General features: G+C 52.5%; 23 protein-coding genes. 8 read left to right on the top strand and 15 right to left on the bottom strand.

The genetic code is table 11. From position 1 onward, the window contains the following. Window positions 1-1,440: a UbiA family prenyltransferase gene (locus tag ACWAU0_RS08370; RefSeq protein ID WP_458138898.1), complete on the bottom strand. Its 1,440-nt coding sequence runs from the start codon at window positions 1,438-1,440 to the stop codon at window positions 1-3. 290 nt (window positions 1,441-1,730) lie between these two features. On the opposite strand from ACWAU0_RS08370, the gene ACWAU0_RS08365 reads away from it, so the two are divergent. Together ACWAU0_RS08365 and ACWAU0_RS08360 are read left to right on the top strand one after the other, a co-directional pair. Continuing rightward, complete coding sequence (locus ACWAU0_RS08365) at window positions 1,731-2,486, top strand: pentapeptide repeat-containing protein (protein ID WP_458138897.1); 756 nt, start codon at window positions 1,731-1,733, stop codon at window positions 2,484-2,486. A 13-nt stretch (window positions 2,487-2,499) separates the two neighbouring features. Next, on the top strand, window positions 2,500-3,897 hold the full coding sequence (locus ACWAU0_RS08360; RefSeq protein WP_033156798.1) for an amino acid permease: 1,398 nt from the start codon (window positions 2,500-2,502) through the stop codon (window positions 3,895-3,897). Window positions 3,898-5,372: 1,475 nt separating this feature from the next. Here the strand turns inward: ACWAU0_RS08360 and ACWAU0_RS08355 are convergent. The 6 genes from ACWAU0_RS08355 to speA all read right to left on the bottom strand — a co-directional run bounded on the left by ACWAU0_RS08355 (window position 5,373) and on the right by speA (window position 10,701). Continuing rightward, on the bottom strand, window positions 5,373-5,615 hold the full coding sequence (locus ACWAU0_RS08355; RefSeq protein ID WP_458138896.1) for a DUF2442 domain-containing protein: 243 nt from the start codon (window positions 5,613-5,615) through the stop codon (window positions 5,373-5,375). A 13-nt stretch (window positions 5,616-5,628) separates the two neighbouring features. Next, on the bottom strand, window positions 5,629-5,895 hold the full coding sequence (locus ACWAU0_RS08350; RefSeq protein WP_458138895.1) for a DUF4160 domain-containing protein: 267 nt from the start codon (window positions 5,893-5,895) through the stop codon (window positions 5,629-5,631). Between the two features lie 32 nt (window positions 5,896-5,927). Continuing rightward, entirely contained in the window at window positions 5,928-7,247 is a 1,320-nt protein-coding gene (locus ACWAU0_RS08345; RefSeq protein ID WP_458138894.1) for a UDP-glucose dehydrogenase family protein, read from the bottom strand. Between the two features lie 16 nt (window positions 7,248-7,263). After that, window positions 7,264-8,130, bottom strand: coding sequence for an NAD(P)-dependent oxidoreductase (locus tag ACWAU0_RS08340; RefSeq protein ID WP_445367649.1), 867 nt, complete (start codon window positions 8,128-8,130; stop codon window positions 7,264-7,266). 71 nt (window positions 8,131-8,201) lie between these two features. Next, window positions 8,202-8,810, bottom strand: a complete 609-nt coding sequence (locus ACWAU0_RS08335) for a GDSL-type esterase/lipase family protein (RefSeq protein ID WP_458138893.1) — start codon at window positions 8,808-8,810, stop codon at window positions 8,202-8,204. A 64-nt stretch (window positions 8,811-8,874) separates the two neighbouring features. After that, window positions 8,875-10,701: a biosynthetic arginine decarboxylase gene (gene speA, locus ACWAU0_RS08330; RefSeq protein WP_033156804.1), complete on the bottom strand. Its 1,827-nt coding sequence runs from the start codon at window positions 10,699-10,701 to the stop codon at window positions 8,875-8,877. Window positions 10,702-10,784: 83 nt separating this feature from the next. Between speA and speE the strand changes: the two genes are divergently transcribed. The 4 genes from speE (at window position 10,785) to ACWAU0_RS08310 (ending at window position 14,129) form a co-directional block, all read left to right on the top strand. Then, on the top strand, window positions 10,785-11,630 hold the full coding sequence (gene speE / locus ACWAU0_RS08325; RefSeq protein WP_033156805.1) for a polyamine aminopropyltransferase: 846 nt from the start codon (window positions 10,785-10,787) through the stop codon (window positions 11,628-11,630). A 252-nt stretch (window positions 11,631-11,882) separates the two neighbouring features. Further along, entirely contained in the window at window positions 11,883-12,797 is a 915-nt protein-coding gene (locus tag ACWAU0_RS08320; protein ID WP_101052675.1) for a GGDEF domain-containing protein, read from the top strand. A gap of 163 nt (window positions 12,798-12,960) precedes the next feature. Next, entirely contained in the window at window positions 12,961-13,398 is a 438-nt protein-coding gene (locus ACWAU0_RS08315) for an exosortase system-associated protein, TIGR04073 family (protein ID WP_033156807.1), read from the top strand. A gap of 35 nt (window positions 13,399-13,433) precedes the next feature. Next, a complete protein-coding gene (locus ACWAU0_RS08310) occupies window positions 13,434-14,129 on the top strand; it encodes an OmpA family protein (RefSeq protein WP_033156808.1) in 696 nt (231 codons plus the stop codon). An 83-nt stretch (window positions 14,130-14,212) separates the two neighbouring features. Here ACWAU0_RS08310 and ACWAU0_RS08305 read toward each other — a convergent pair whose 3' ends face one another. The 6 genes from ACWAU0_RS08305 to ACWAU0_RS08280 all read right to left on the bottom strand — a co-directional run bounded on the left by ACWAU0_RS08305 (window position 14,213) and on the right by ACWAU0_RS08280 (window position 20,684). After that, entirely contained in the window at window positions 14,213-14,413 is a 201-nt protein-coding gene (locus tag ACWAU0_RS08305) for a hypothetical protein (RefSeq protein WP_101052677.1), read from the bottom strand. 42 nt (window positions 14,414-14,455) lie between these two features. Next, entirely contained in the window at window positions 14,456-14,731 is a 276-nt protein-coding gene (locus tag ACWAU0_RS08300) for a late competence development ComFB family protein (protein WP_101052679.1), read from the bottom strand. A 125-nt stretch (window positions 14,732-14,856) separates the two neighbouring features. Beyond that, entirely contained in the window at window positions 14,857-16,056 is a 1,200-nt protein-coding gene (locus ACWAU0_RS08295; RefSeq protein WP_101052681.1) for an ABC transporter permease, read from the bottom strand. Between the two features lies 1 nt (window position 16,057). Beyond that, the gene (locus ACWAU0_RS08290; RefSeq protein ID WP_458138892.1) at window positions 16,058-17,263 is read right to left on the bottom strand and encodes an ABC transporter permease; all 1,206 of its coding nucleotides are present in this window, start codon (window positions 17,261-17,263) and stop codon (window positions 16,058-16,060) included. A gap of 150 nt (window positions 17,264-17,413) precedes the next feature. Next, window positions 17,414-18,628, bottom strand: a complete 1,215-nt coding sequence (locus ACWAU0_RS08285; protein WP_205452671.1) for an amidohydrolase family protein — start codon at window positions 18,626-18,628, stop codon at window positions 17,414-17,416. Between the two features lie 64 nt (window positions 18,629-18,692). After that, a complete protein-coding gene (locus ACWAU0_RS08280) occupies window positions 18,693-20,684 on the bottom strand; it encodes a TonB-dependent receptor (RefSeq protein ID WP_205452664.1) in 1,992 nt (663 codons plus the stop codon). Between the two features lie 299 nt (window positions 20,685-20,983). Between ACWAU0_RS08280 and ACWAU0_RS08275 the strand changes: the two genes are divergently transcribed. Both ACWAU0_RS08275 and ACWAU0_RS08270 read left to right on the top strand, forming a co-directional pair. Continuing rightward, window positions 20,984-21,949 carry a helix-turn-helix domain-containing protein gene (locus ACWAU0_RS08275; protein ID WP_458138891.1) on the top strand — a complete coding sequence of 322 codons (966 nt, stop codon included), beginning with the start codon at window positions 20,984-20,986 and terminating at the stop codon, window positions 21,947-21,949. Window positions 21,950-22,100: 151 nt separating this feature from the next. Further along, complete coding sequence (locus ACWAU0_RS08270; RefSeq protein WP_458138890.1) at window positions 22,101-23,015, top strand: DMT family transporter; 915 nt, start codon at window positions 22,101-22,103, stop codon at window positions 23,013-23,015. Between the two features lie 102 nt (window positions 23,016-23,117). Here ACWAU0_RS08270 and ACWAU0_RS08265 read toward each other — a convergent pair whose 3' ends face one another. Then, window positions 23,118-24,017 (bottom strand): hypothetical protein, encoded by a 900-nt coding sequence (locus ACWAU0_RS08265; protein WP_458138889.1) that lies wholly within the window; start codon window positions 24,015-24,017, stop codon window positions 23,118-23,120. A gap of 36 nt (window positions 24,018-24,053) precedes the next feature. Beyond that, window positions 24,054-24,482 carry a hypothetical protein gene (locus ACWAU0_RS08260; protein ID WP_415879339.1) on the bottom strand — a complete coding sequence of 143 codons (429 nt, stop codon included), beginning with the start codon at window positions 24,480-24,482 and terminating at the stop codon, window positions 24,054-24,056. Window positions 24,483-24,591 lie beyond the last annotated feature (109 nt).

The raw sequence follows: 24,591 nt of genomic DNA, 5'->3' as shown, positions 1-24,591 counted from the left end.
TTATTCCCAATGTGAAAAATGAGCGGCTAATGTGGCGAACAGCATCAAGAGCACTGTGATCCGGCTACCGAAGTCACGCACCGCAAACACCAGCGGGTCATCGTGCATTTCGCCGCGAGCGGTTTTTATCCACAGGCGTGCTAACCAATAAATCAGGCCTATCGCCACAAACCATAATAGCTGCGGATTTAGGTAACGTATCTGGGTCTCCGCCGAGGTAATAAATAAACCAAACACCACCACCGCGCACAACGCGGAACTGACACCCAAGGGCCAGAGCACTACCAGATCCACCGCCCGATAATCGCGGCCGTGTGTGGTTTCCCGGCCTTTTTGTTGCAAAGCGACCAGTTCGGAACAACGCTTGACTAAAGCCAGACTGAAAAAGATAAACACCGAAAAAGCCAACAGCCAGGAACTGGTCGCTACCGACGCGGCCACGGAACCGGCAATAATCCTGAGCGTATACAGCAGAGATAGCACCATTACATCGATCAATACATAAGATTTCAATAGCCATGTATAAGTAGTGGTGACGAATAAATACAGCAGCAACATACCCAAAAATGCCTGCGACACGGCGAGCGCTAACATCAGGCCGCTCAGCAATAGCCCGCAAGCGGCTGCCAGACCTTTCAGAATGGGCAATTCGGCGCTGGCAAACGGCCTAAATTTCTTACGCGGATGATTACGGTCGCTGTCCAGGTCCCACAAATCGTTACCCATATATGTGGCGGACGCGGCCAAAGAAAACCCGAAGAAGCTCATTACAACGGTACCCAACTTATCCAAATCATCAAACGAAAAAGCCGTTAGCAGCGGCACGAATATCAACAGGTTTTTCAGCCATTGGTGCACCCGCAGCGCGCGTAACCACAACCGGATTTGATTCAGGTTGGCGGTAAATTCCTGCTCTATAGGTGTATGTTCCCGCACGAATTTCGCGACCGGCTTTGAGGTATTAACCAGGATTGCGGCATGTGCGGCTCGCCAAATCGGCAAATCGGCCTTGCTGTCACCCGCATAGACAAAATTCGGCCCCACTGCCTCGCGGATGGCCTCCAGCTTGTTGACACCTTTAAGATTATGGTTCTCATCGCTGCCTAACACTTTATCGAACAAATCCAGATGCTTGGCAACCGCATCGGCTATATCGGTATGTGCTGCGGTGGCGAGCACCAACTGCCTGCCCTTCCGTTTTTCCGCGCGCAAATACTCCAGCAAATCAGTCCGATAAGGCAAACTCTCGACATCAAGCGACGATGCTTGCGCCACGCGCGCTTTAAACGCCGCTCGCCCCTTCGCTAACCAAAACGGTAATTTGAATATAGCGTGCGGCTGCCGTTTACAGACCTGTAATACCGATTCGACCAAGGTGTCGGTGGGCGTCAGCGTGCCATCCAAATCAACGACAAGCGCGGCTAGCGAAGTTTCTGTCATGTTATGTTTCTTTTAGAGTGATTGGTGCAACGCTGAAAAAATCGAAAATATCTGGCTGATCGAAGGCATTGTAATGTAACAGCAATTCCGCAAGCTACGTTTAACTGGGCCCGCGCGGCCACCCACAACCTCCCTTGGCTGCGTCCCGCTTAATCCCCAGAAAATTCCAAGTACAATCCGGGCAGCATTTTTCTCGTTGAGTCTGTCTGTGACCCTGTTACTATCAACGACAATACGGTCCTGCCAAGCGGATTATCCGAATCAACAATGACAATATTGCGGAGGTTTTAATGACAAACTTATCGATCAAAACATTTCTAGCGCTATTTCTGGCGAGTCAAAGCATAGCCCATGCCGCCGATCTCACCCGCGCCCAAGTCGAGCAAATGCTGGCCAAGGCCGACAAGCAACACCCCGCCGACCTGCGCCGTAAGGATCTAACCGACCTGGACTTGTCGAATCTGGATTTTCGCAATGCCGACTTATGGGGCGCCGACCTGCGACGCTCCAATCTGAATAAAAGCAATCTGCAAGGCCTGACGCTGGATTTGACGGTGATGACCAATATCAAGCTGAGCGCCGCTAATCTAGCCAACACCAGCATCTTCGGCGTCAGCCTGATGCACGCCGACCTGAGCAACGCCGATATGAGCGGCAGCCGGGTAGTGGCGATCATGGATGGCGCGAATTTAAGCCACGCCAATCTCAGCAATGTGCAATGGGCGGCGGACATGAAGAATCAATCGATGGGCCTGATGCGCGCCAGCTTGAAAGGCGCCAATTTAACCGGCGCCAATCTCAGCAACGCCCAGCTTGGCCGGGCCATGTTAAAACACGCCAAATTAAATAACACCAATTTACAAAACGCCGACCTGTATTCCGCCGAAATGGACGGCGCCAATCTGACCGGCGCCAATCTGACCAATGCCAATTTCTCGCAAGCCAAACTGCACGACGCGATTTTCACCGAGGCGGTCACTACCGGCACCCGCTTTGACGGCGCCCAAAACCTGCCCGATTCCGTAAAGCCCACCTCTTCCAAATAATCGAGACGACTTCATGCAAATCCCCAAGCAATTACTGCAACGCAAATCCGTCGAGGCCTTGACCGATGTTCAGCACGGCTTAAAGCAAACACTGACGGCCAAAGACTTGACCATCCTGGGCATAGGCGCGGTGATCGGCGCCGGCATCTTCGTCTTGACCGGCATCGCCGCCGCTAAATATGCCGGTCCTGCCATTGTAGTATCGTTCATTCTGGCCGGCATCGCCTGCGGCCTGGCGGCCATGTGTTACAGCGAACTGGCGGCGATGATTCCGGTTTCCGGCAGTGCCTACAGTTACGCTTACGCGACGATGGGCGAATTGATGGCCTGGATCATAGGCTGGGATTTAATCCTGGAGTACGCTCTGGCCAGCAGCACGGTGGCAATAGGCTGGGCCGGTTATCTCACCAGCTTTCTGGAAAATTTTGGCGTACATTTACCCACTTATCTCACCACGGCCTATCTGGCCAACCCCGCGGCCGGCTTCATCAATCTACCGGCGGTAGCAATCATTTTATTGCTGACCGGCCTGCTGGTAATCGGCATCCGCCAATCGGCGATCTTCAATTTCGTCATGGTGTTAATCAAACTGTCGGTAATTGTCGTCTTCATCATCGCCGGCTCCCAACACATCGAAACCGGGGAAAATTGGTCCAACTTCATGCCTTTCGGCTTCGGTGGCGTATTGACCGGGGCCGGGGTAATTTTCTTTGCGTACATAGGCTTCGACGCCGTTTCCACCGCCGCCCAGGAAGCCATCAACCCGCAGCGCGACGTACCTATCGGCATCATAGGTTCGCTGGCAGTCTGCACCTTGCTTTACATTCTGGTGGCAGGCGTATTGACCGGCATCATTTCCTACACCGAACTCAACGTCCCGGCACCCATTGCGCTGGCGGTCGACCATGTCGGCATGGGCTGGCTGTCACCGATCATTAAAATAGCCGCCATCGCCGGCTTGACTTCGGTGATGTTGGTGCTGTTGATGGGGCAGAGCCGGATTTTCTTCTCAATGGCCAAGGATCAATTGTTACCGCCGCTATTCGCGCAGGTGCATCCGAAATACCAAACACCGCATTTATCGACCATACTGGTCGGCGTCGCAGTCTCCTTACTCGCCGGCTTCATGCCTATCGAGAAGCTTGGCGAGCTAGTCAGTATCGGTACTTTGTTTGCCTTCGTGCTGGTCTGCGGCGGTGTCTGGATCTTGCGGAACAGCCATCCGGAAATGGAACGCCACTTCAAATGCCCGGCCGTGCCTTACGTGCCGATTGGCGGGATTTTGGTGTGTTTGAGTTTGATGGCGGGCTTGCCGATTGATACGTGGATTCGGTTATTCGTTTGGCTGGTGATTGGGTTTTTGATTTATTTTGGGTATGGGGTGAAGCATAGTCAGCTGCGGTCTTCCTAACTTTTTTAGGCTGACTCGCTTACAACTGGTACGTTCGCCCTGAGTTGGTCGAAGGGCTAATTGTGATGTGTCGCTGGCGCGACGGCTGGTTTTAATATCGGGTCTCGGCCCGACAGCCGAGATACTCTCGCTACGAAAACGATCCCTGGTTTTCGCCCTTCGTGCCAGCCTATCGGCTGTTCAAATTCGCTCCAGGCGAATTTGTGCTTGTCCAAAAGAAAGTATCCAAAGAAAAGGCCACCCGGACGCCGCTTATTCCCTGCGCTCCTCGCTTTTGAACGGGGTCGCCGAAAGGGGCTTCCTGCCCCTTTCGGCAACGCAATCCATCCCTGCAGCGCCCCTAACGGGCTGATCCGTTCAAAAACTCCGGTGCTCTGCGCGGCATACGGGAGAAAAACCACCCTGTGTGGTGGGCAATTTTGCCCACCATTTGGCTTTCACCCCGCGTGGGCACTAAATCGTGCCCACGCTACTGGGCTACGCCTATTGACGCCCTACATGCACCCTATGCACGTGAAGAAAGCCGGAAAACAGTCATTCATTGCTTGAATCGACGAATTAATTACTTGGTTTTCTTGAAGATGTAGCGAGCAGCGACCAAAACAACAATTACGACTATCGCTAAAGCTAGTCCAGCAAACAGAAGCGACTTTTGTGGACTGATGTCAAATTCAGAGATAGATAGCACAACAAGAGTCGTTGCCACTCCGAGTCCCATGGTGGACATAGCAATGCCAGACCATAATTCATGACGATCCGCACATTGCTCACAATAAATATACCTTCCGCCTCTGTGGTGACAAATGACTCGATATTTCGTCATCGAGACAGGGGTTCCGCATGAATAACATTCCTGTCGAATATTTCTAGCCTTTCCGCGTAAGTCGCGGAATATATGTATAAGCAATGCCAATATAACTGGCGAGATCAGAATGATAAAAAAGATAAAAAATCCCATAATGCAAATAGTCTAGGTGAAACGCAAGGCCGTAAGGCGCAATTCGTAGGGCGTCAATAGGCTCAGCCGCATTGCGCCGTATATCGGCCTTAAATCATTCGGCGCATTACGCTATCGCTAATGCGCCCTACAAAACTGATGTTACCGCTGGCGCGGATAGTCTGGATTCCCACGCGGCGCGTGGAAACGAGAGAAAACTTCGTAAACAATAAGCTGCGATTTGGGGCGGGGGTCTCCCGTATGCCGCGCCGAGCACCGGAGCTTTCGGCGGGAATAGCCCGAAGGGGTGCGGCAGGGATGCCGCACGTTGACGAAGGGGCAGGAAGCCCCTTTCGTCAACCCCCGGCGAAAGTTTCGGAGCGCAGGGAATAAGCGACATCCGGGTGGCCTTTTCTTTGGATACTTTCTTTTGGCCAAGCAAAAGAAAGTATCGCGGTTGTCGGTCCGCGAACCGACATTAAATAAACCGTCGCGCCAGCGACACAAATTCACCATCTGTTCCGACAGAACAAAACCATCAATCCGAATTAATTCGACACTTATCGTAAACAAACTCAGGATCAAGATCAGCCCCAGACTCCCATTCAATCGTATCAAATGCCACCGATACTTTTTCGAAACAGCTGTAGTCTCTAATACGTTTGAAAATGCCGAAATCCAAATAAGGTTTCATATCCAACGTGCCGGTTTCGCCATTATTGAAGGCAATATCCAACACATAATCATCTCTAGGCGCAACCGCTATTACCGAAGGATACATATGACATCTCCTATTACTGTAATGGCTGTATTTTGAAAGGCTCCTCGCCATTCATAACTAAATCCCAATCTTGCATAAGCTCTTCTTGGTGTAATTCCGCCCACGCCAAAGCAAGTTTTAATTGCTTTCTTGGTAAATTACCTTCCAATAACTCGCTAGTCCGTATATCGACTGTCGCTTTGTATTCAGCATAATAAACGTGAAAGTGTGGCGGAGGATGCTCGCCAGGTGCAAAGTACATACGAATGATGATGCCGTAAAATACCGAGATGGTAGGCAAAACGAACTCCTTACCCCAACACCAAAAACAATTTACCGCCCAATCGCGTAATACTGCAACCCAAACTGCTTAACCAACCTAGGCTCATACATATTCCGCCCATCGAATATCACCTTGTCTTTCAACAAACGGCCCAAGTCATCGAAATCCGGGCTGCGGAACTGCTTCCATTCGGTGACGATGATCAATGCATCCACGTCGCTTAGAGTGTCCGCCTGCTTGGCGCAGTACACCAATCCGGCTTTATCGCCGTAGATACGGTGCGCTTCTTCCATTGCTTCCGGGTCGTAGGCTCGCACTGTGGCACCGGCATCAATCAAGGCTTCCAGCAATACCCGGCTGGGTGCTTCGCGCATGTCGTCGGTGTTGGGTTTAAACGCCAGGCCCCACAACGCAAAGGTTTTGCCTTTCACGCCATTTGGGTAATGGGTGGAGATTTTCTCGAATAAGCGGTGCTTTTGCCGGTCATTGACGTTTTCCACCGCGCTGAGCAATTCGGCTTGATAGCCGTAATCGCGGGCGGTGCGTTCCAGGGCTTTCACGTCTTTTGGAAAGCAGGAGCCGCCGTAGCCGCAGCCGGGATAGATAAAGCTGTAACCGATGCGGCTGTCGGAACCAATGCCGTGGCGGACGTTTTCGATGTCGGCACCCAGTCTTTCCGCCAGATTGGCCAGCTCGTTCATAAAGCTGATTTTGGTCGCCAGCATGGCGTTGGCAGCGTATTTAGTCAGCTCGGCGGAACGGATGTCCATCGTGATCACCCGCTCCCGGCTGCGGTTGAACGGCGCGTACAGCGCTTTCAGCAATTCGGCAGTTCTGGGGTTGTCGGTGCCGATGATGATACGGTCCGGCTTCATGAAATCGTCCAACGCCGAGCCTTCTTTCAAAAACTCGGGATTGGAGACGACGTCAAACTCCAATTCCTGACTGCGCTCGGCCAATACATCCTTGATGGCCTGTTTGACCTTGTCGGCAGTGCCGACCGGCACGGTAGATTTATCGACGACGATTTTGTAATCGCTCATGTGTTCGGCGATGCTTTTCGCCACCGCCAACACGTATTTCAAATCGGCTGAGCCGTCTTCGTCCGGCGGCGTACCCACCGCGATGAATTGAAACAAACCAAAGTCCACGGCTTCTTTCACGTCGGTGGTAAAGCTCAAGCGACCGGCAGCGACATTGTCCTTGACCATTTCGTCCAAACCCGGCTCGTAAATCGGAATGACCCCTTGTTTGAGTTGGTCTATTTTGCGCTGATCGACATCCATGCACAGCACTTGATTACCCACTTCTGCCAAACAGGCGCCCGTCACCAAACCTACATATCCACTGCCAAACACCGTAATTTTCATCGTTACACCTTGTAAACTAATTGGAAGATCGTTTCTGTTTTAATCGATACAACGCGGAAATATCCTCGTCGCCATAACCTTTAGCCATCAGCTTGGCATAATCGGCCAGCGTGGTGACGGTTAACGGACAACCGACGCCGGCATGTTGCGCCATATGTTGCGCAATTTTTAAGTCTTTGTGATGAAGCGCCAGTTTAAATCCTGGCGGAAATTGGTGTTGCGTCATGCTCTTGCCGCGATGCTCCAGAAACCAGTTACCCGCCGCACCGCCGCTGACGACCTCAATGACTTTGTCCATCGGCAAACCTTGCGCTTCCGCAAACGCCAAAGCTTCGGTCACCGCTTGGTTAATCCCCGCACACATAATCTGGTTCACTGCCTTGCAGGCTTGCCCGGCACCGACATCGCCCAGGTGTTCGATACGTGCGGTCATGGCCGCCAAAACCGGCCGAACCTGCTCCAAGGTTTGCGCGCTGCCGCCGACCATCATGGCCAACGTGCCTTTGTTGGCGCCTTCCACGCCGCCGGATACCGGTGCATCGAGGAAAGCCGCATGCTTTTCCGCAAGTTTTTGCGCCGCGACGGTAGCCGTTTCACTGCTGACCGTGGACATATCCACCACCACACTACCAGGGCGAACGGTTTTAGCGACTGCATCCACCACCATCAATACGTCTTTATCCGCCGACACACAAATCAACACGACATCGACTTGACCGGCCAGTTGTTCGATAGTCTCGCAAGCCTGGATTTGCAATTCCGCCGCCAATGCCTCGGCTTTACTAAAGGTCCGATTGTAAACCGCGGTTAAGTGGCAGGCCTTGGCAAGATTACGCGCCATGCCTAGGCCCATTGCCCCCAATCCGATCAAGCCTACCCGCATGTTATATCCCCCGAAATATGGTCTGGACCATTATAGCGTCTTAGTTGGGTACTAACAGACCGTGCGGGCGATTATAACGCTCCGTGTTTTTGTAATAACGCGACAACATTTTCCGCCAAAAGCCGATACCCCCTATCATTAGGATGGACCGTATCCGACTTAAGCTCGTTATTTGCCAGAATCTTAGGCAAACTATCCAGATCGCTCGGCACGCCTTCAGATGCAGCCAGCTCTTCATAAATTTTCGCGCTATGTAAAAACACGATCCCAAACGCCGGCACACCGAAGATCACTACCGGGATATTGCGTTGCCTGGCTTCGGCTATCATGGCTTTCAGATTATCGCGGGTTTGCTCCGCCGCGATTTGTTGCAAAATATCGTTGCCGCCGTGTATCAAAATTAATAGATCGGGCCTGTATTCATCCAGCAATGCCGGTAAGCGCTGCCGGCCTGCACTGCTGATTTCTCCAGGAACACCTTCATTAATGACCTCGCGGCCGGTCAGTTGCGTGAGTATGCTGGGGTAATCATGCTGGGCCGAAGCACCGGTTCCATAAGTCAAGCTATCGCCAAAGGCCAGAATGACGGCGTTATCCGGCAGCTTGCTTAAGGCTGGCTTTGGTTTATTACAAGCCATACCACCGAATAGCAATGCCACAACCATCAGAACTATTTTCATGCTCGCCCTCGATCCTTTAAGCGCCTGGGGCGCAGCACCCTTATCTATCCTTCTATCGCCTTAGCTATTTTTCCAGGTAGGTATAAGCATTCAGTCCGGCCAACAGCTCCTGCTCGAAAGCCTGCTTTTGCGCAGCCGTTAATCCGCTGACACCCAACTTTTGCCGGTAGGCGGTTTTTAACGCTTCGGTATTGATATGCACATAATCCAGCAGTTCGCTGACATCCTCGCCTTCCATGAAGTCACCGAAACGATAGCTGTCTCCCTCCAGTTCGATATTGATCGAATGCGTGTCGCCGAATAGATTGTGCATATCACCCAAAATTTCCTGATACGCGCCGACCATGAAAAAGCCGATCAGATAGTCCTGATCTTCGGCAATGCTATGCAGCGGCATGGTGTTGGCGATGTTCTGATGATCGACGTATTGATCGATACGGCCATCGGAATCGCAGGTTAAGTCTTGCAGGACCGCACGCCGGTTGGGTTGCTGCTGCAGATTATGAATGGGCATAATCGGGAAAATCTGATCGATACCCCAAATGTCCGGCATCGATTGAAACAAGGAGAAATTGCAGAACACCTTGTCCGCCAGTTTTTCATCCAGCTCCTGCAAAATTTCGCGGTGATGGTGATTATCCAGGTTCAACTTGCGCTGAATTTGCTGACACAAACTGACATAGTGCTTTTCGGCTTCGGCCAGTTCGGTCAGCGACAAATCGCCTTGCACGAACTGGGCGCGGGCTTCGGCCATGTTGAATTGGGCATTGTGATAAGCCTCGGCGATATTTTGCCCGCTGATGGTCACCGCCGTCGCCGCACCTTGCAGGCTTTCAACTTCGGTAACATTAGTAATCAACACCGCATGATGCGCGGTGATGGCACGACCGGATTCGGTGATGATATTGGGCTGCGGCAGACCGTGCTGCTGAGCCACGTCCGCAAAGGCGCGGACGATGTTTTCCGCGTACTCGTTGACGCTGTAGTTGATCGAACATTCCCTCCGCGAACCGCTGCCGTCGTAGTCCACACCCAAACCGCCACCGGCATCGACCGTGGTAATGTTGGCACCCAATTGATGCAATTGCAGGTAAAACTGGCCGGCTTCTTTTAAGGCCAGTTTGATGTCGTGGATATTGGCGATTTGCGAGCCCATATGAAAGTGCATCAGTTGCAAACAATTCAACATATTCAATTGCTGCAAACGGGCAATCAGTTGCAACACTTCACTGGCATGCAAGCCAAACTTGGATTTCTCGCCGCCGCTGTTCTGCCATTTGCCGGCGCTGATGGTCGATAAACGCACCCGCAAACCGATCAACGGTGTGACTTGTAGCTTAGCGGCTTCTTCGATGATCATCTCCAGCTCGGAGGGCTTTTCGATGACGATGAATACCGACAAGCCCATTAACTGGCCCATCAAAGCCATGCGGATATAAGCCCGGTCCTTGTAACCGTTGCAGACGATGGTACCGCCAGGTTTGGCCAGTCCTAAAATCGCCAATAACTCCGGTTTGCTGCCGGCTTCCAGGCCGATATGCTCGGCGGCAACAATGCTTTCCACCACATTGCCTTGCTGATTAACCTTGATCGGATAGACCGGCGTGTAATGGCCGCTGTAATGGTTCGCGGCTCTGGCTTGGTCGAAGGCCTGCTGCAGCTGACGGATGCGGTCGCACAAAATATCGGTAAACCGCACCAGCACCGGGAAGTTCAAGCCCTTGCCCCGCAAGGCCTGGGCAATGTCGAACAGATCGATTTCGGTCGCGCAATCGGCTTGCGGCTTCACGCAGACATGGCCCTGGTCGTTAATTGAAAAATAACCGTTACCCCATTGCTGGATAGCGTAAAGCTGCTTGGATTGTTCAATCGACCAGGGTTGTGTCGGCACGCGCGGTATCCTAACTGTCATAAAGAGGTAGAAATTCTAAAGTATAATGATGAACGTTATATGACTTTTTACAGGACTTTCCCATGCTCGACGATCAATGGTTTAGCGAAGCCCAAGAGCCTTCCGGTTCGGCCTTCTCGTTAAAAATCAAACGCAAACTGCACGAGGAGCAATCCGAATTTCAGTTTCTGGAAATCTACGAAACCGAACAGTTCGGCAATCTGATGGTAATCGACGGCTGCACCATGGTCTCGACTCGGGATAATTTCTTTTATCACGAGATGATCAGCCACCCGGTGTTGTTCACCCATCCCAACCCGAAAAATGTGTTGATCATCGGCGGCGGCGACTGCGGTACTTTACGGGAAGTGCTGAAGCATCCTGGCGTCGAAAAAGCCGTGCAAATCGACATCGACGAGCGCGTCACCCGCTTGGCGGAAATCTATTTCCCGGAACTGTGCGAATCCAACAACGATCCGCGCGCCGACCTGAAATTCATCGACGGTATTAAATGGGTGAAAGAGGCCGCGCCGAATAGCGTGGACATCATCATCGTCGACAGCACCGATCCGGTCGGCCCGGCCGAGGGCTTGTTCTGCGCTGATTTTTACAAGGATTGCTATAAAGCTTTAAGCGAGAACGGCATCGTGGTGCAACAAAGCGAATCAGCCCTGCTGCATATGAAAATTCTCAAGGAAATGCGCGAGGAAATGAAAGCGGGGGGATTTGCAAACTTCCAAACGGTCTTCTTCCCGCAATGCATTTATCCATCAGGCTGGTGGAGCGCAACGATGGCCAGCAAAACCGATTTGTCGAAGTTCCGCGAGCAGGACGCGGTCAACAAGGGTTTTGAGACTGTTTATTACAACAGCGACATCCACAAAGCCAGTCTGGCAATGCCGGAGTTTTTCAAAAAAGCCTTCGCTTAACCATTGCTCGAGCCGAAGCCACGCGCTTCGGCTCTGCTGAGCAGTTCTTAGCGCGCCACGCTGAACATGGCCTCAAATCGTTTGGCCACGTGCTCACATCCCTTGCTAGCTATCCGGCTATCTGCGACACTGAGGCCTTGTAGGAGGTTTCTTACAGCGCGCCTGACTGGCAAGATAGTCTCGCAACTGCCCGAGTAACGCCCCAAAAGCATATTTCATTACCTAAGCCAGGAGATGATTAGGACTCGCCCGATGACCACGCCTCCCGACAAAACTCAGTTAATCTTGTCCAACACCTTGATCGGCAAATTATCCGAAAACAGTCGTGACACTTCGGAGCTTGAGCCGTATTTGGTGGTGTTATCCGGTAGCGATCAAGGCAAGCAATACAAATTGCACCATCATCAGCATGTGTTGGGCCGCGAACCGGCCGTGGATATTCTGATTCCCGATCCTAAGGTCTCCCGGCGCCACGGCCGGCTCTGGGTACAAAACCGGCATATCCTGCTGGAAGACTTAAACTCCACCAACGGCACCTACGTCAACGGCAAGCGGGTCGCAAAACATAAACTCGAATTACTCGACAGAATCCTATTGGGCGACACTTACTTAAAAATCGATTACAAACGCGCCAACGAAGCTAAATCCGAACAGGCGCTATACGCGGCGGCGAATCTGGATGCGATGACCAACATTCTGAACCGCAACGCCTTCATGCTGCGCGCGCAACAGGAATTGTCTTTTTGTAAACGCAACGAAACCCGATTAACGGTGATGATGTGCGACGCCGACCATTTCAAGCGCACCAACGACAATTTCGGCCATCTCGCCGGCGATCAGGTCCTTAAAGAACTGGCGAAAATCCTGAATGCGGAAATGCGCCAGGAGGATTTCCTGGCCCGCTACGGCGGCGAAGAATTCATCATGTTGTTGCGTGACATTTCCAGCGATGCCGCAACCACCTTGGCGGAGCGCATCAGACTGACGGTGATGCAACATACGTTTCAATACCAAAGCCAGCCCATACCTACCACCCTGTCGATTGGCGTCTGCTCGTGCCGAATAATGGCCGACACCTCCCTGGAAGCCATTATTCAAGCAGCCGACGACGCCCTTTACCGCGCCAAGAAAAACGGCCGAAATCGCGTAGAAATCGACGCCCGATAACTTTAGCTTGCCAGCCGGCCAATACAAACACCTGGCTTCATAAGGTATTTGCATTTATCCGCGCCGTGCGTTACTGTCCAACTTCCAGTGTTTTCGGCGTTCTGCTGCTATGCTTAGGCATGCTACGTAGAATTAAATTTGTAACACCACGGGAGTATCTAACATGAATAAAAATAAATTCCTCACCACCTGTTTGCTGTCAGGTGCATTATTGGCCAGCCAAATGGCAAATGCGGACGAAAACCATCCGGGTTATCTGGCAGGTTTCACTTCCAGAGTTAGCCAAGGCTTTGCTAACACCACCTTCAGTTTTATTGAAATCCCTAAAAACGTGGTCAACATCACTCACGACCAAAACATTCTGCTGGGTTCAAGTTGGGGTCTGCTGCGTGGCGTAGCTCACACCGTCAGCCGCACTGTAATAGGCGTAGCGGAGCTGATTGCCTCGCCGATTCCCACCGATGAATTTATCTCTCCGCCCTACGTCTGGGATCGTTTTAGCGAAGATACCCGTTACTTCGGTCTGCATTACCCCGGCTACTGGACTCATTTCGGCCCGCTGGATCACGGCTATACCGACACGCTGGATCATGGCAAGTAACGCGGACGATACCGCTCGATATTGAGGATAAGATCATGACAAAAAAATACGTATACATCCCGCTTGCCGTTATGGCTTTGTCGCTGGCCGCCTGTTCCACGCCGAAAAAGGATGTGGCCGGGCTCAGCGCTGAGATTGATGCTGCATCCAAAGGTCATTACGGCCAAGCTTTGCTCCATGCTTCAGCAGCTGAACAGGACTTGAAAACCGCCAATCATGTGTTGAAACATTGGCAAAACGATTATTACTGGAACATCGACGAGAGTCTGAAAGCGCAAGAGGCCGCAAAATCGGCCGCGGCACACGTTTTGGCCTCGGAAAAAGAGTATTGCCAATGGCTGACAGAAGCCCATTCGCAAAACCACCATCACGTGGAAACCATTCACGAAACCGTGGCCTACTTTAAAACCGGCAGCCATGTGCCGTTTAAAACCAAGGAAGACACCATCAGCCATATCGGTCACTTTTTACACGACCACCCGGATGCAACAGCGACTGTCACTGCTTCCACCGACACAGTGGGTAAACCTGCGGCTAACCAAGCCTTATCGGAAAGAAGGGCTAAATCCGTTACCGAACTGCTGATTAAAAACGGTGCCAGAGCCTCGCAACTGGTCTCCAAAGCTATCGGCGAAGCGGGTGGCCCCGATAACACGGCGGATCAGAATCACCGGGTTGCCGTGGTTATTTCCGCACATCCCGACTATCTCGACTGCCCTAAATTTAAGTAAGCCCAACCCACCCTGCTCGCGCCAGCGGCAGGGTAATTGGCGGCAGAGATTCAATAACACGGTTATCGAATCTCTGCCCCATCTTAAATCTCGTCTGCCTGCTGTTTCTGCCGATCCGCGCTTTCAAAAATTTGTTTTTCCGCATCCCTGGCCTGATCCATGGGTTGCTTGATTGCATCAGCCAGCGGCTGCTGCACCACTGGCGGATTCGCCTTGTCTGGCGGCGAAGAATCGCAAGCCGGCAAACCGCCAGCTATTAGTAAAAAGATCAAAGCGTTTTTCATGGCTTTACCGAATCGGCGACGTCAAAGGTTAAGGGCAAAAACTCAATCATTGCGGTGCTCGCGAGGACGGCGCAAAACCTGCTTTATCGCCTGCTCCACCGCCAGATCGACAGCACCGGCCATCTCCTGATATTGCTGCTCGCTGACATTAATACCCTTATCGATGGTGTTCCGCACATAACACGGCGGTAATTGGTTCAGCGCCAGACAAGCCACGTCTTCCTGAAACGCTTGACTGAAAGGCTCGTCGGCCTGCTCAGCAAGCTTCCAAAGCCGATCTATCACCAATCGCTCGTAATAATTACTAATATTCAGCATAAAGGCCTCTTAAAAAACATTGGCTACCAATGCTGATAAGCATAGCCCAGAATCCGACTTGGCCGAATCCATTCGCCAGGCTGACAGAGGCCCTGATTATTCTCATTTTTTACGGCGGGCATAGCTCATTCCGCCCGCAACGCTTCCAGCGGGTTCAATCTAGCGGCCTTGATGGCCGGCACCACACCGGCCGCAATGCCGATAAATAGGGAAATTGCAAAAGCGGCAACGATGTAATTCCAGGCCAATTGCACCGGTAATGCCGGCACGAAAGCAGCGGCGAGCTTTACCAGTGCCACGCCCAATAAAACACCACCGGAACCGCCGACCAGACTCAACAACATCGCTTCGCCGAGAAACAGCTTAAACACCATGCCACGCTCGGCACCAATAGCCCGCAACAAACCAATCTCCGATACTCGTTCCGACACGGCGATGGTCATGATGGTGAGAATACCGACCGAGCCCACCAGTAACGAGATACTACCCAGCGCCGCCACCGCCAAGGTCAATACACTCAATACCGAATCCATTTTTTCCAGCATCTGGTTTTGGGTAACTATCGTAAAATCCTCGGCACCGTGCCGCGCTATCAAGCGGCGTTTGATGGCTTGCTCCACCGTTTCCGCGCTGGTCTCACTGCTGTATAGCAAATCGATTTCCATCAAACTCTGCCGATCAAACATCTCCATGGCCTTGCCGCTGGCAACGAACACCGTATCGTCCAGGTCAAAACCCAACATTTGTCCTTTGGCCTGCATCACGCCGATTACCCGAAACCGGTCGCTACCGATGCGAATCCGTTGCCCCAGAGGGTTGGTATTGCCGAATAATTCCGTGCGCATCTTACTGCCCAACACCGCGAACGCTCGCGGATTATCCAAACCATCGTCGGGTAAAAAGCGGCCGCTATCGACTTTCAATTGCCATACTTGCGGCAAGGCGGCGCCGACGCCAAACACATTGGCCCGGCGCTGTTTGTTGCCGGCCTCAATCCGGGCATTGCCCTGTACCATGGGCATGGCGGCCAACACGTGATCGAGATTTTCCAGACTGGCCGCATCGGCCGTGGACAAAGGCCGCACCGTGCTGATGGTCGCACCGGACATGCCAAACGTGGTGGTTTTTCCGGGATAAACCGCGATCAGATGCGTGCCGAACTGGGTAAATTCCGCTAACACGAAACTATGAATGCCCCGGCCGATGGAGGTCAAAATCACCACAGCGGCGATGCCGATGATCAGGCCCAAGGCGGTCAACAACGAGCGCTGCTTATGGCTGCTGATGCTGCGTAACGCCAGTTTGGCTAAATCCAGCCAGATCATCTTAGCGCCTCGCCAAAGCCGCGACCGGGTCGAGTCGCGCAGCCTTGCGAGCCGGCAACACCCCAAAAACCAGCCCCGTCACTAAAGCGACGGCCAAGGCCGACACTCTGGCCCAAATCGGTAGAGCAACCGGAAAATTCGGATACAACCACTGCAAGATCAAAATACCGAACTGACCGAGTACGCTGCCGACCAGCGCGCCGGCCAGCGACAACAAGGCCGCTTCGCATAAAAACCAGCGTTGCAGTTGGCTTTGCGTGGCGCCCAAGGCTTTCAGCAAGCCAATTTCGGCAGTGCGTTGGCTGACGCTGACCAGCATCACATTCATCACCAACACCCCGGCCACCGCCAGACTGACCGCGGCAATACCGGCCACGGTAAAAGTCAACGCGGTGAGGATTTTATCGAAGGTATTCACCACGCTATCCTGGGTAATCACCGTCACATCGTCCTCGCCTTCGTGGCGCAGCTTGATGATAGTGCGGACCTCGTCGACGGCCTTATACATGGCTGCTTCAGAGTAGGCTTCAATTAAAATCCGAAACAATGAATGGCTGTCGAACAAGGCTTGCGCGGAAGCCACCGGTACGATGACTAGTTCATCAAAGCCGGTGCCTATCGATTGACCTTCCTTGGCTAACACGCCAATCACTCGAAACCGCCGATCATTGATGCGCAGCCATTGCCCTACCGCTTGTTGATGGGCAAACAATTCCTCGCTGATTTTTTTGCCGATCACACACACCGAGACTTCTTTATCGGCGTCGGCCTCCGGCAGAAACTGGCCTTGAGCCATGGTGAGATGCCGCACGCGCAGCAAGGCATGCGTGGAGCCCATGATATTGGTTTCCCGCTCCAGACCGCCAACCGATACCGGCGCGGAGCCGATACTGACCGGGGCAATCGCCGCGACGTGCTTGCTGCGGAATAAGGCAGCGGCATCGTCCAGCGTCAAATCGCGCGGGGTTTCGCCGAACAGGGGCGGGTGGCCGCCGGTGGTTTCGGTGCGGCCGGGCAGGACGATGACCAGATGGGTACCCAACGATTCGAATTCGTGGACCACATAATTGCGAGCGCTGTCGCCCAATGCAGTCAACACGTTCACGGCAGCCACACCTATGCTCATCGCCAAAATAATCAGTGCGGCGCGCAGGGGTTGAGTCTGGATGGCTTTGCCGGCCTGAAGAAGTAAGTCTTTACTGAGCATGGCGATTGGGTAACAAGCTTAGCCGGCAGTTTAGCCGGAACCGCCAACAAATACCCAGCTAAAACGCACGCACTCCATAGACCTCGGGGTTAGAGCCTTGAACTTTGGTTTTCCAGAGGCTGAGCAGAGCCACTATAGAACCGGGACCGATCAATTTCCGAAGTAATTGATTATCAGCTTGCCGCCGGACATCACCAAATCAGGGTATTCCAACAACTTAAGCTTTTGCGTCGGATCACCTTTTACCGCGATCAGATCGGCCGGCGCGCCGGGTAATAAGGAGCCAAGCAAGGGCGTATTCAGGTATTGGCCCGCTTTGGAGGTTGCGGTCCGCATCACATCCAACGGCGCCATACCAGCCAGATGTTGTAAGTACAGTAATTCCTGCCCATCTATGCCCCAGGGAATGTCGGGATGGGCGATTTCCGCGCCATATAAAAACTCCGCGCCCAACTCGGCCAAGCGCCTGACATTGCTGCTCAGGCCCGGACATTTCGACAAAGTATCGATGGTGCCGACGATTCTGACCTGTTGCGCCGCGGCCCGCTGCAATTGCGCGTCCGGCAATCTGTCGCAGGGCGCGTGGGCCCATTCATCGACACCGGCATCCAGGGCCAATTGTGCGCCTTTGGGCTCGGCAAGATGCGCCGCCACCCGGCGGCCGACTAGATGCGCTTCGTCGACAATGGCCGCCAACACCGCCGGCGCTAACATCGGCCAGCTATGTGGTTTATCGTGCGCTTTGCTGCGTGGGTCTTGGGAATGAGCGTGCGTGTGTCCGCCAGACCAAGGCGCGCCCGCTTCGCCGCCGGGCTCCAGCGCCACTTTAATCACTACCGCGCCGCCTGCCACCAGTTTACGCACCGCTTGCCGCGCCTGCTGCTCATCGGCTACCGGCATGGCAATGTCAGTTTCGCCCAGGTTAGGGATCGGATAGCCTGCCGGCGCGGTGATAATCGGCCCGGACGTCATCAGTCTTAAGCTGCCGTCGCCGCCGTAAGGCTGATGCAGCGGCCCGCCGACATCACGCACTGTGGTGATGCCATGGCGCAGCACGGTATCAGTCGGCACGTGTTGGTAGCTCAGATGGGCATGTAACTCGATGAAACCGGGCAACAGTGTGGCATCGCCTAGCTCAAGCCGGGGCGCATCGCTATCGTTAAACGCTTCCCGGCTGTCTATCCTGGCGACCTTCCCGTCGCTTATCAGCACCGCAGCATCGCTTCTGAGCGTATAGCCATCGAAAACCCGCGCTGCCGCGATGAGCAAATGTTGGTCTTGGGCGCAGGCGACGCTGCCCGGCAACGTCAACAGCAAAACCAAGAGTAATCGGTAGCAGTGCTTGAAACTAGATTGAGATTTCATGGCTATTTCAAAAAAGCAGCGCCGGCGAAAACCGGCGCTGTCGAGTGGATATGGATTAAATCGCCTAGAAGCTGGCGGCAATACCGATTTGCCCCCAAATACCCGGCATTTGATAACCAGGGCGATAGACATAGCGTTTATCAAACAAGTTTTCCACGCTGACAAACACTTCGCCTTTTTTGCCTAACTCGGCAATAGGATAGGCCAGCCGGGTATTCGCCACAGTAAAGGCTTCGACACGTTGGTTATTCACCTCGGCGACATTCCGGGCGCGATTCAACGCCCAAGTTCTTGATTGGTATTGCAGATCGAAAGAAAAGCGCAGCGGACCGATGGGGCCGTTGATGCCGGCGGTCACCGCTTGTTCCGGGGTGTAGGGCAAATTCGGGATGCTGGGGTTGAGTAGCGTCAATCCGGCAAATAGACTCCAGTCGGCGATCAAGTCTTGTTTTACCGACGCTTCCAAGCCACGCATCCAGTACGAGCCGTAATTGATATAAGCACCCTGGGTTAAGTCGAACACGTAGCGATTCTTGACGTTATCGATGAAAAAGCTCAGATCGATTTGCGTACTTTTGAACGGCGAAGCTTTCAAACCCACTTCAGCATGATCGACGTTTTCCGGCGACAAGTTTTGCCAGCCGTCGGCTGAAAAATTCGGTAAAAAGCCGCCGGAAAATAGATTTAACGGCACGTTCGACAAGGCGCCCGAGTTAGCCGCCGCGTCAATACCGGGATAGTTGACACCGTTTGAGACGTTACCGAACACGGTTAAATCGTCGGAGACAAATGACAAACCGGCGTGCGGCGAGGCTTTGGACTGGTAATGGCTATGGTCGTAAAAGCGCACACCAAGGGACGGGACCATCACCCACTCTTTGCTCAGCACCAGATCGTGACTCAAGGCCAGGTAAGGACTGGTGAGCCTGAAAGTGGGTGTGGCAAATTGATACACTTGATTGCCGGTTTGCGTGCCCAGGTTAGTCACTTTACCGTTCAGCCACTCGTTATCTATCCCAGCCGTTAAGGTGCCGCCCTGCCAGGGCGAAAACTGTTCTTTCCAGCGAAAGCCGTCCATGCTGTATTGGCTGAGCAGATTCGAGCGGTTGTCAGCGAAGCCGGTGAAGTAGGTATTTTGACTCAACCAATTACCGTCGCCGCCGTTATGGTAGAGAGTAAATTTGCCCTGCCAATCGCCGTGCGCGTGGCTGACGCTGGCCGCTACCATACCCGCAACCGTATCGTACTCGCCGATAGGCGGCGTGACCCCATATTGTCCGGGGTCGCCCGCTCGGTTATCCGCGTAGAGAAACGTCACGTCCGAACGCCATTGCGGATTTAACTGATAGCCGGCTTTTCCCATCACATTGCGTAATTCGCCATAGCCATTTTGGCGATGGCCGTCTGATTTGGCGTAGCCTTGTGCCAACGAGAAATCGAAATCACCGTACTTGCCTTGCACATCGGCTTGCTCGGTAATCGTGCCGAAAAAGCCGCCGGACAACCGGCCGCTACCGTGCAAACCGTCCTCCGCCGCAGCCTTGGTTTGCAGGTTGATCGAACCGAAATTGTTGCCGTTGATAGCCGGCTGCGGGCCCTTGTAAACCGTAATCGATTGCATGCCGTTGACGGGCAACAAATCCAGCAAAGGATGGTTCCAGGTAGCCATATACATAGGAATATCGTCGATATAGGTCTTGATCTCGCTACCTGGTCGGCCGGCACCCTGACCACGAATCGCCACCGCGCCGCCCTGGTCGCCGCCGAACGCACCGACGGGGTTGTATCGCGAGATCTGCACGCCCGGCGTTCTTTTCAGGACCGACGCCAGATCCAATGCATTTTGGTCGCGGATTTGTTCTTCAGTGACGACCGCAGATACGCCGGAGAACTCGTCCACATGATTTTCTTCGATAACAGGGTTGGCGACTACCTCGGTGGAATCGAGCTGGTCAGTCTTTTCCTCTGCCAGGACGGCGGTACCGGCTTGCAGTAGCGCAAAAAAAACCAGCAAGGATTTGGGTAAATTCAGTAAGGGCAGCACGGCGTATTTCATGATCATTCCAGTCAACATTCGGCAAAAATAAAACCCTATCCACCGAACATTTATCGCTGAATGTTCGAATATGGAAAGCGTTTATCACAATGCTGATTTTAACGAATCACTCGCAACCGCCTGAGTTACTTTCATATGCTAAAAGTAATATTTTTTATGCTATAAGTAGCAGCTGGAAATATCCGAATTTTCGACTACTTCATCCAAAAAAACTCAGCGGCCCATTTAGCAACCATTAATTAAGCCAAATAACATAGTTTAAATAAAAATTGCTTATTAGTACCAACATAGGGATTGCCATGACGAAGAAAACGGCGGGACGCTGGCGCATCAAAAACGACGAATTGCAATCCCGCCAGCAAGGCAACTGCCTGACTGAGTATCTGCCGGATGACATAGGCAAAGGCTACTCGACATTATTTCCGCTCGACCCAGACTTGAACTATATCGAAACCCATTATCAGCCCAGTCAGGATTTAGCCATTCTGACCCGAATGGATCAGCACAACCCTCGCCTGGTGGTGACTTTGGGCATGCAAGGGCAATCGAGATTCGTTGATGCGCAGGGCCAGGAAATTACTTTTAATGAAGGCTATACGTCGATAACCGCATTCAGCTCCAGTATTGGCGAACGCCAATATCAAGCCAATAATCCAATGGCCCAAGTGCGGTTTTCGATGAGTAAATCTTGGTTGAGTCGATACTTCGGCGAAAATACCGCAACGCGATTTTTTAATAAGAACGGCATTAGTTTAATAAGTTATAAACCCATTTCAAATACGGCATTAATAGCCACGCGACAGCTATTAAATTGCGACCCGAATAATCCGGCAAGACATGTATTTATGCACGGCCAAGCCCTGTCGATATTAGCCGCGGAAATGACTCATCTATGGCAAGATAATCGAAAGACATCGCCGGTATTTTCAAAAAAAGACCAAGTCATTGCCCAAGCTGCGCATAACATTCTGTTAAATGAATATAAAAACCCGCCATCGGTTGCCGAATTATCCAAACGTGTCGGCACCAATCAATTTAAATTAAAACAATTGTTTCATCACTTTTTTAATACGACGCCGTATGGCTTATTATTAGATATTCGCATGAAAACCGCCTATCAGTTATTAGAATCCAGCCGCTGTCAAATCGATGTTGCCGCCGCCTATGTCGGCTACAATCACGCCAGCAATTTCAGCACTGCTTTTAGCAAATATTTCGGAATATCCCCCCGCAGTATCGCCAAAAACCACACATCCAAACCTTAAGAGGTTAATATACCTGCGACGCTGACCAAATCCGTGCGTCGGTAGCCGGCGCAATGATGTGCATTTTGGAGTCGCAAGCCGTCAGGCCGAACCGATACGGCCCTATCCTCAACCTATTCGCCCTTACCGACGCTCTTAAGCCAAGCCACCAGTGCCCGCCGACACTAATCAGCCGCAAACCATCCAAACTCCCACGCCTATCTTGCCGCTGCCTAACAGCCGCCTCGGTCTGAGTTATATGCTGGTCGCTTGTGTCTTGTTTTCGGTCATGAACGCCGGCGCATACGCCATCGGCCTATTCGATACCGGCTTGCCGCCCAGCATGATCAGCTTTATCCGCATCCTGGCCAATTTCTTGATCCTGACAATTCCGGCGCTGATCGGCGGCCGACTTCTCGGCCTGTTCGGCGACGCCCGCCCCTCGCTGTGGTTGCGCGGCTTGTTCGGCAGCACGGCCTTGATGCTGTCGTTTGCGGCCATCGTCCGCATCGGTCCCGGCGAAAGCGCTTTTCTGACCGCCAGCAGCGGTGTGTTCGTAATGCTGTTGGGGCCGTTGGTACTGGGCCAGAAAAACTCGCTGCTGGTTTGGCTGGCGATTATTGGGTCGTTTTGCGGAGTATCTTTGCTATTTGACCTGCACAATAGCCATAACCTGTTTGGTCAAGCCATGGCGTTGCTGGCCGGTCTGCTGTCGGCGCTGGCATATTTGATGGTGGCGCGCGCCGGGCGCAGTAATACGCCGCAAACGGTGATTTTCTATTTTTGTCTGGTCGGCTTGGTGTTACACGGCTTTTATTTTGCGCGCTTTGGCTATCGCCTACCTGGTTCGCCGGAAAGCTGGGGCTTATTACTCTTGGTAGGTCTGTCGGGCAGCGGCGCGCAACATTACATGACCCGGGCTTATCAAGCGGCGCCAGCAGCCTTGGTGAGCTCCATAGGGTATTTGGCCCCGCTATTAAGCCTAGCCTGGAGCGTCTTGCTATTCGAACAAATTCCCGGCCAAACCGCCCTGATCGGCACTACGCTGATTTTGGTGTTTGGGGTGATGTTGCCGTTTCTGCGTTAAGCCAAACTGGCTAAACGCCTGTTCTTCAGATACCGGGTTGCTTGCAACGCCTGACCAAAGGTATGTCATTGCTGAATTGGCAGTCGCTTTCGAGACCAGATTTTAAGCGGCAACCTTGCAATAAGAAGGAACCCAACTGCGGGCGACCATGTAGTCCGGCAATTGATTAAAATCAAACGCTTCGCCGTGAGCGATCATTTGCTTGACATCGAATAATTCGCCCACTTCCGGAATGTCCTGATAAAACAGTATGTAAAACGGCTTAACCAGATAGCGGGCAATCTTAATGCCCAACGGCCCGATGAAATTACGGCGTTGCCCGACGTGCGCGACTTCGTCGATGGTGATTTCGTCCAGCAAGGCTTTCAGACGATCTCTAACTTCCGGCTCGTCGGCCAATAACTCGTCGAATAAGGGATACAAATGACAATAGAAGCTGACGCCCATTAACTCGGTGACGAAGGCCGGCGTATCCATCAATACCCCCGGCAACTTCGGAAATTGTTCGTAGATCATTTCCTTAAACGGGGTCAACGGTTCCCATATCACCCGCTCTAATCCGCAGGTTTTCAGCATTTCGTCGAACAAACGCCAATGGCAAAACTCTTCGGCCAGATGCACTCGGGAAATTTTGTCTTCCACGCTATGCGAATTAGCCATATCCGGCACCACATCCCAAGCGCCTTTGATACCTACCCACTCGTGGCGCGCGAATTTATAAATACCGCAGAGTAATAAGGTCAGCCTGTCCAAGGATTTTGGATCGTCCACCATCTTCACATAATTACGATAAAATGCTTCCGGGTCCGCTAAGGGCTTGTGCAAGCGCACCGGATTATTTTGAAAATAAGCCAATCGCTCGCGCTTTTTAGCCAAATCCCGGTCCGCTTCCAATAACTCACCGCCATGTTGTTGGGTAAACAGCCAATAATCAGCAAAATTTTCTTGCCGTTGCACGTCGCTGGCTGGCGTAAAAATAGAACGATATTTGAGCTGAGTCACAAAAAACTTCCCAATCTGTGGCTGAAAACACAGATTCTAACGAATTAATGACTTAGAGGTGGATTTTAAAGTTTTTCCGTCGTGATCGTTCGATTCCCGCTGCATTCCCAACCACATCAACGCATCGTCACGATTATTAAAAATCCGATAAACCCAATCGGCATCCCGCGGCATTGACAACATAACTTGGGTGGTTAGCTGACTAATATGGGTATACACCACAAATGCCGCCGCTTTAATACCCAGCAAAGTACCCATAGCAGTTTGCGAGGCAAAGTCATAGTGATAGGCGTTTACTTTGTGCACCAGCAGCAGATAGGGCCTCTGCAAATGCGCCACGATCCAAGCATGATATTCGTCGACAAGCGCCAAGTTGAGTTCCACTCCCTCATCGACAATAAACTCCGCCAAGTCCTCATCCAGCTTGATGGCATTACAAAAACTTAATCTATATCGCTCCATCATCCCTCCTCAGCCTACTGGCGTGTCAACTCTGTTGACAGTATCGCACAACCAGGAAAACTCTAACGACAAAGTTATCGCCGCCAAGCTTTTTTAGCACCGTTCTAAATGA

It is taken from the genome of Methylomonas sp. Uni0009 (assembly GCF_054188105.3).
This window is presented reverse-complemented; position numbering and strand designations above follow the sequence as displayed.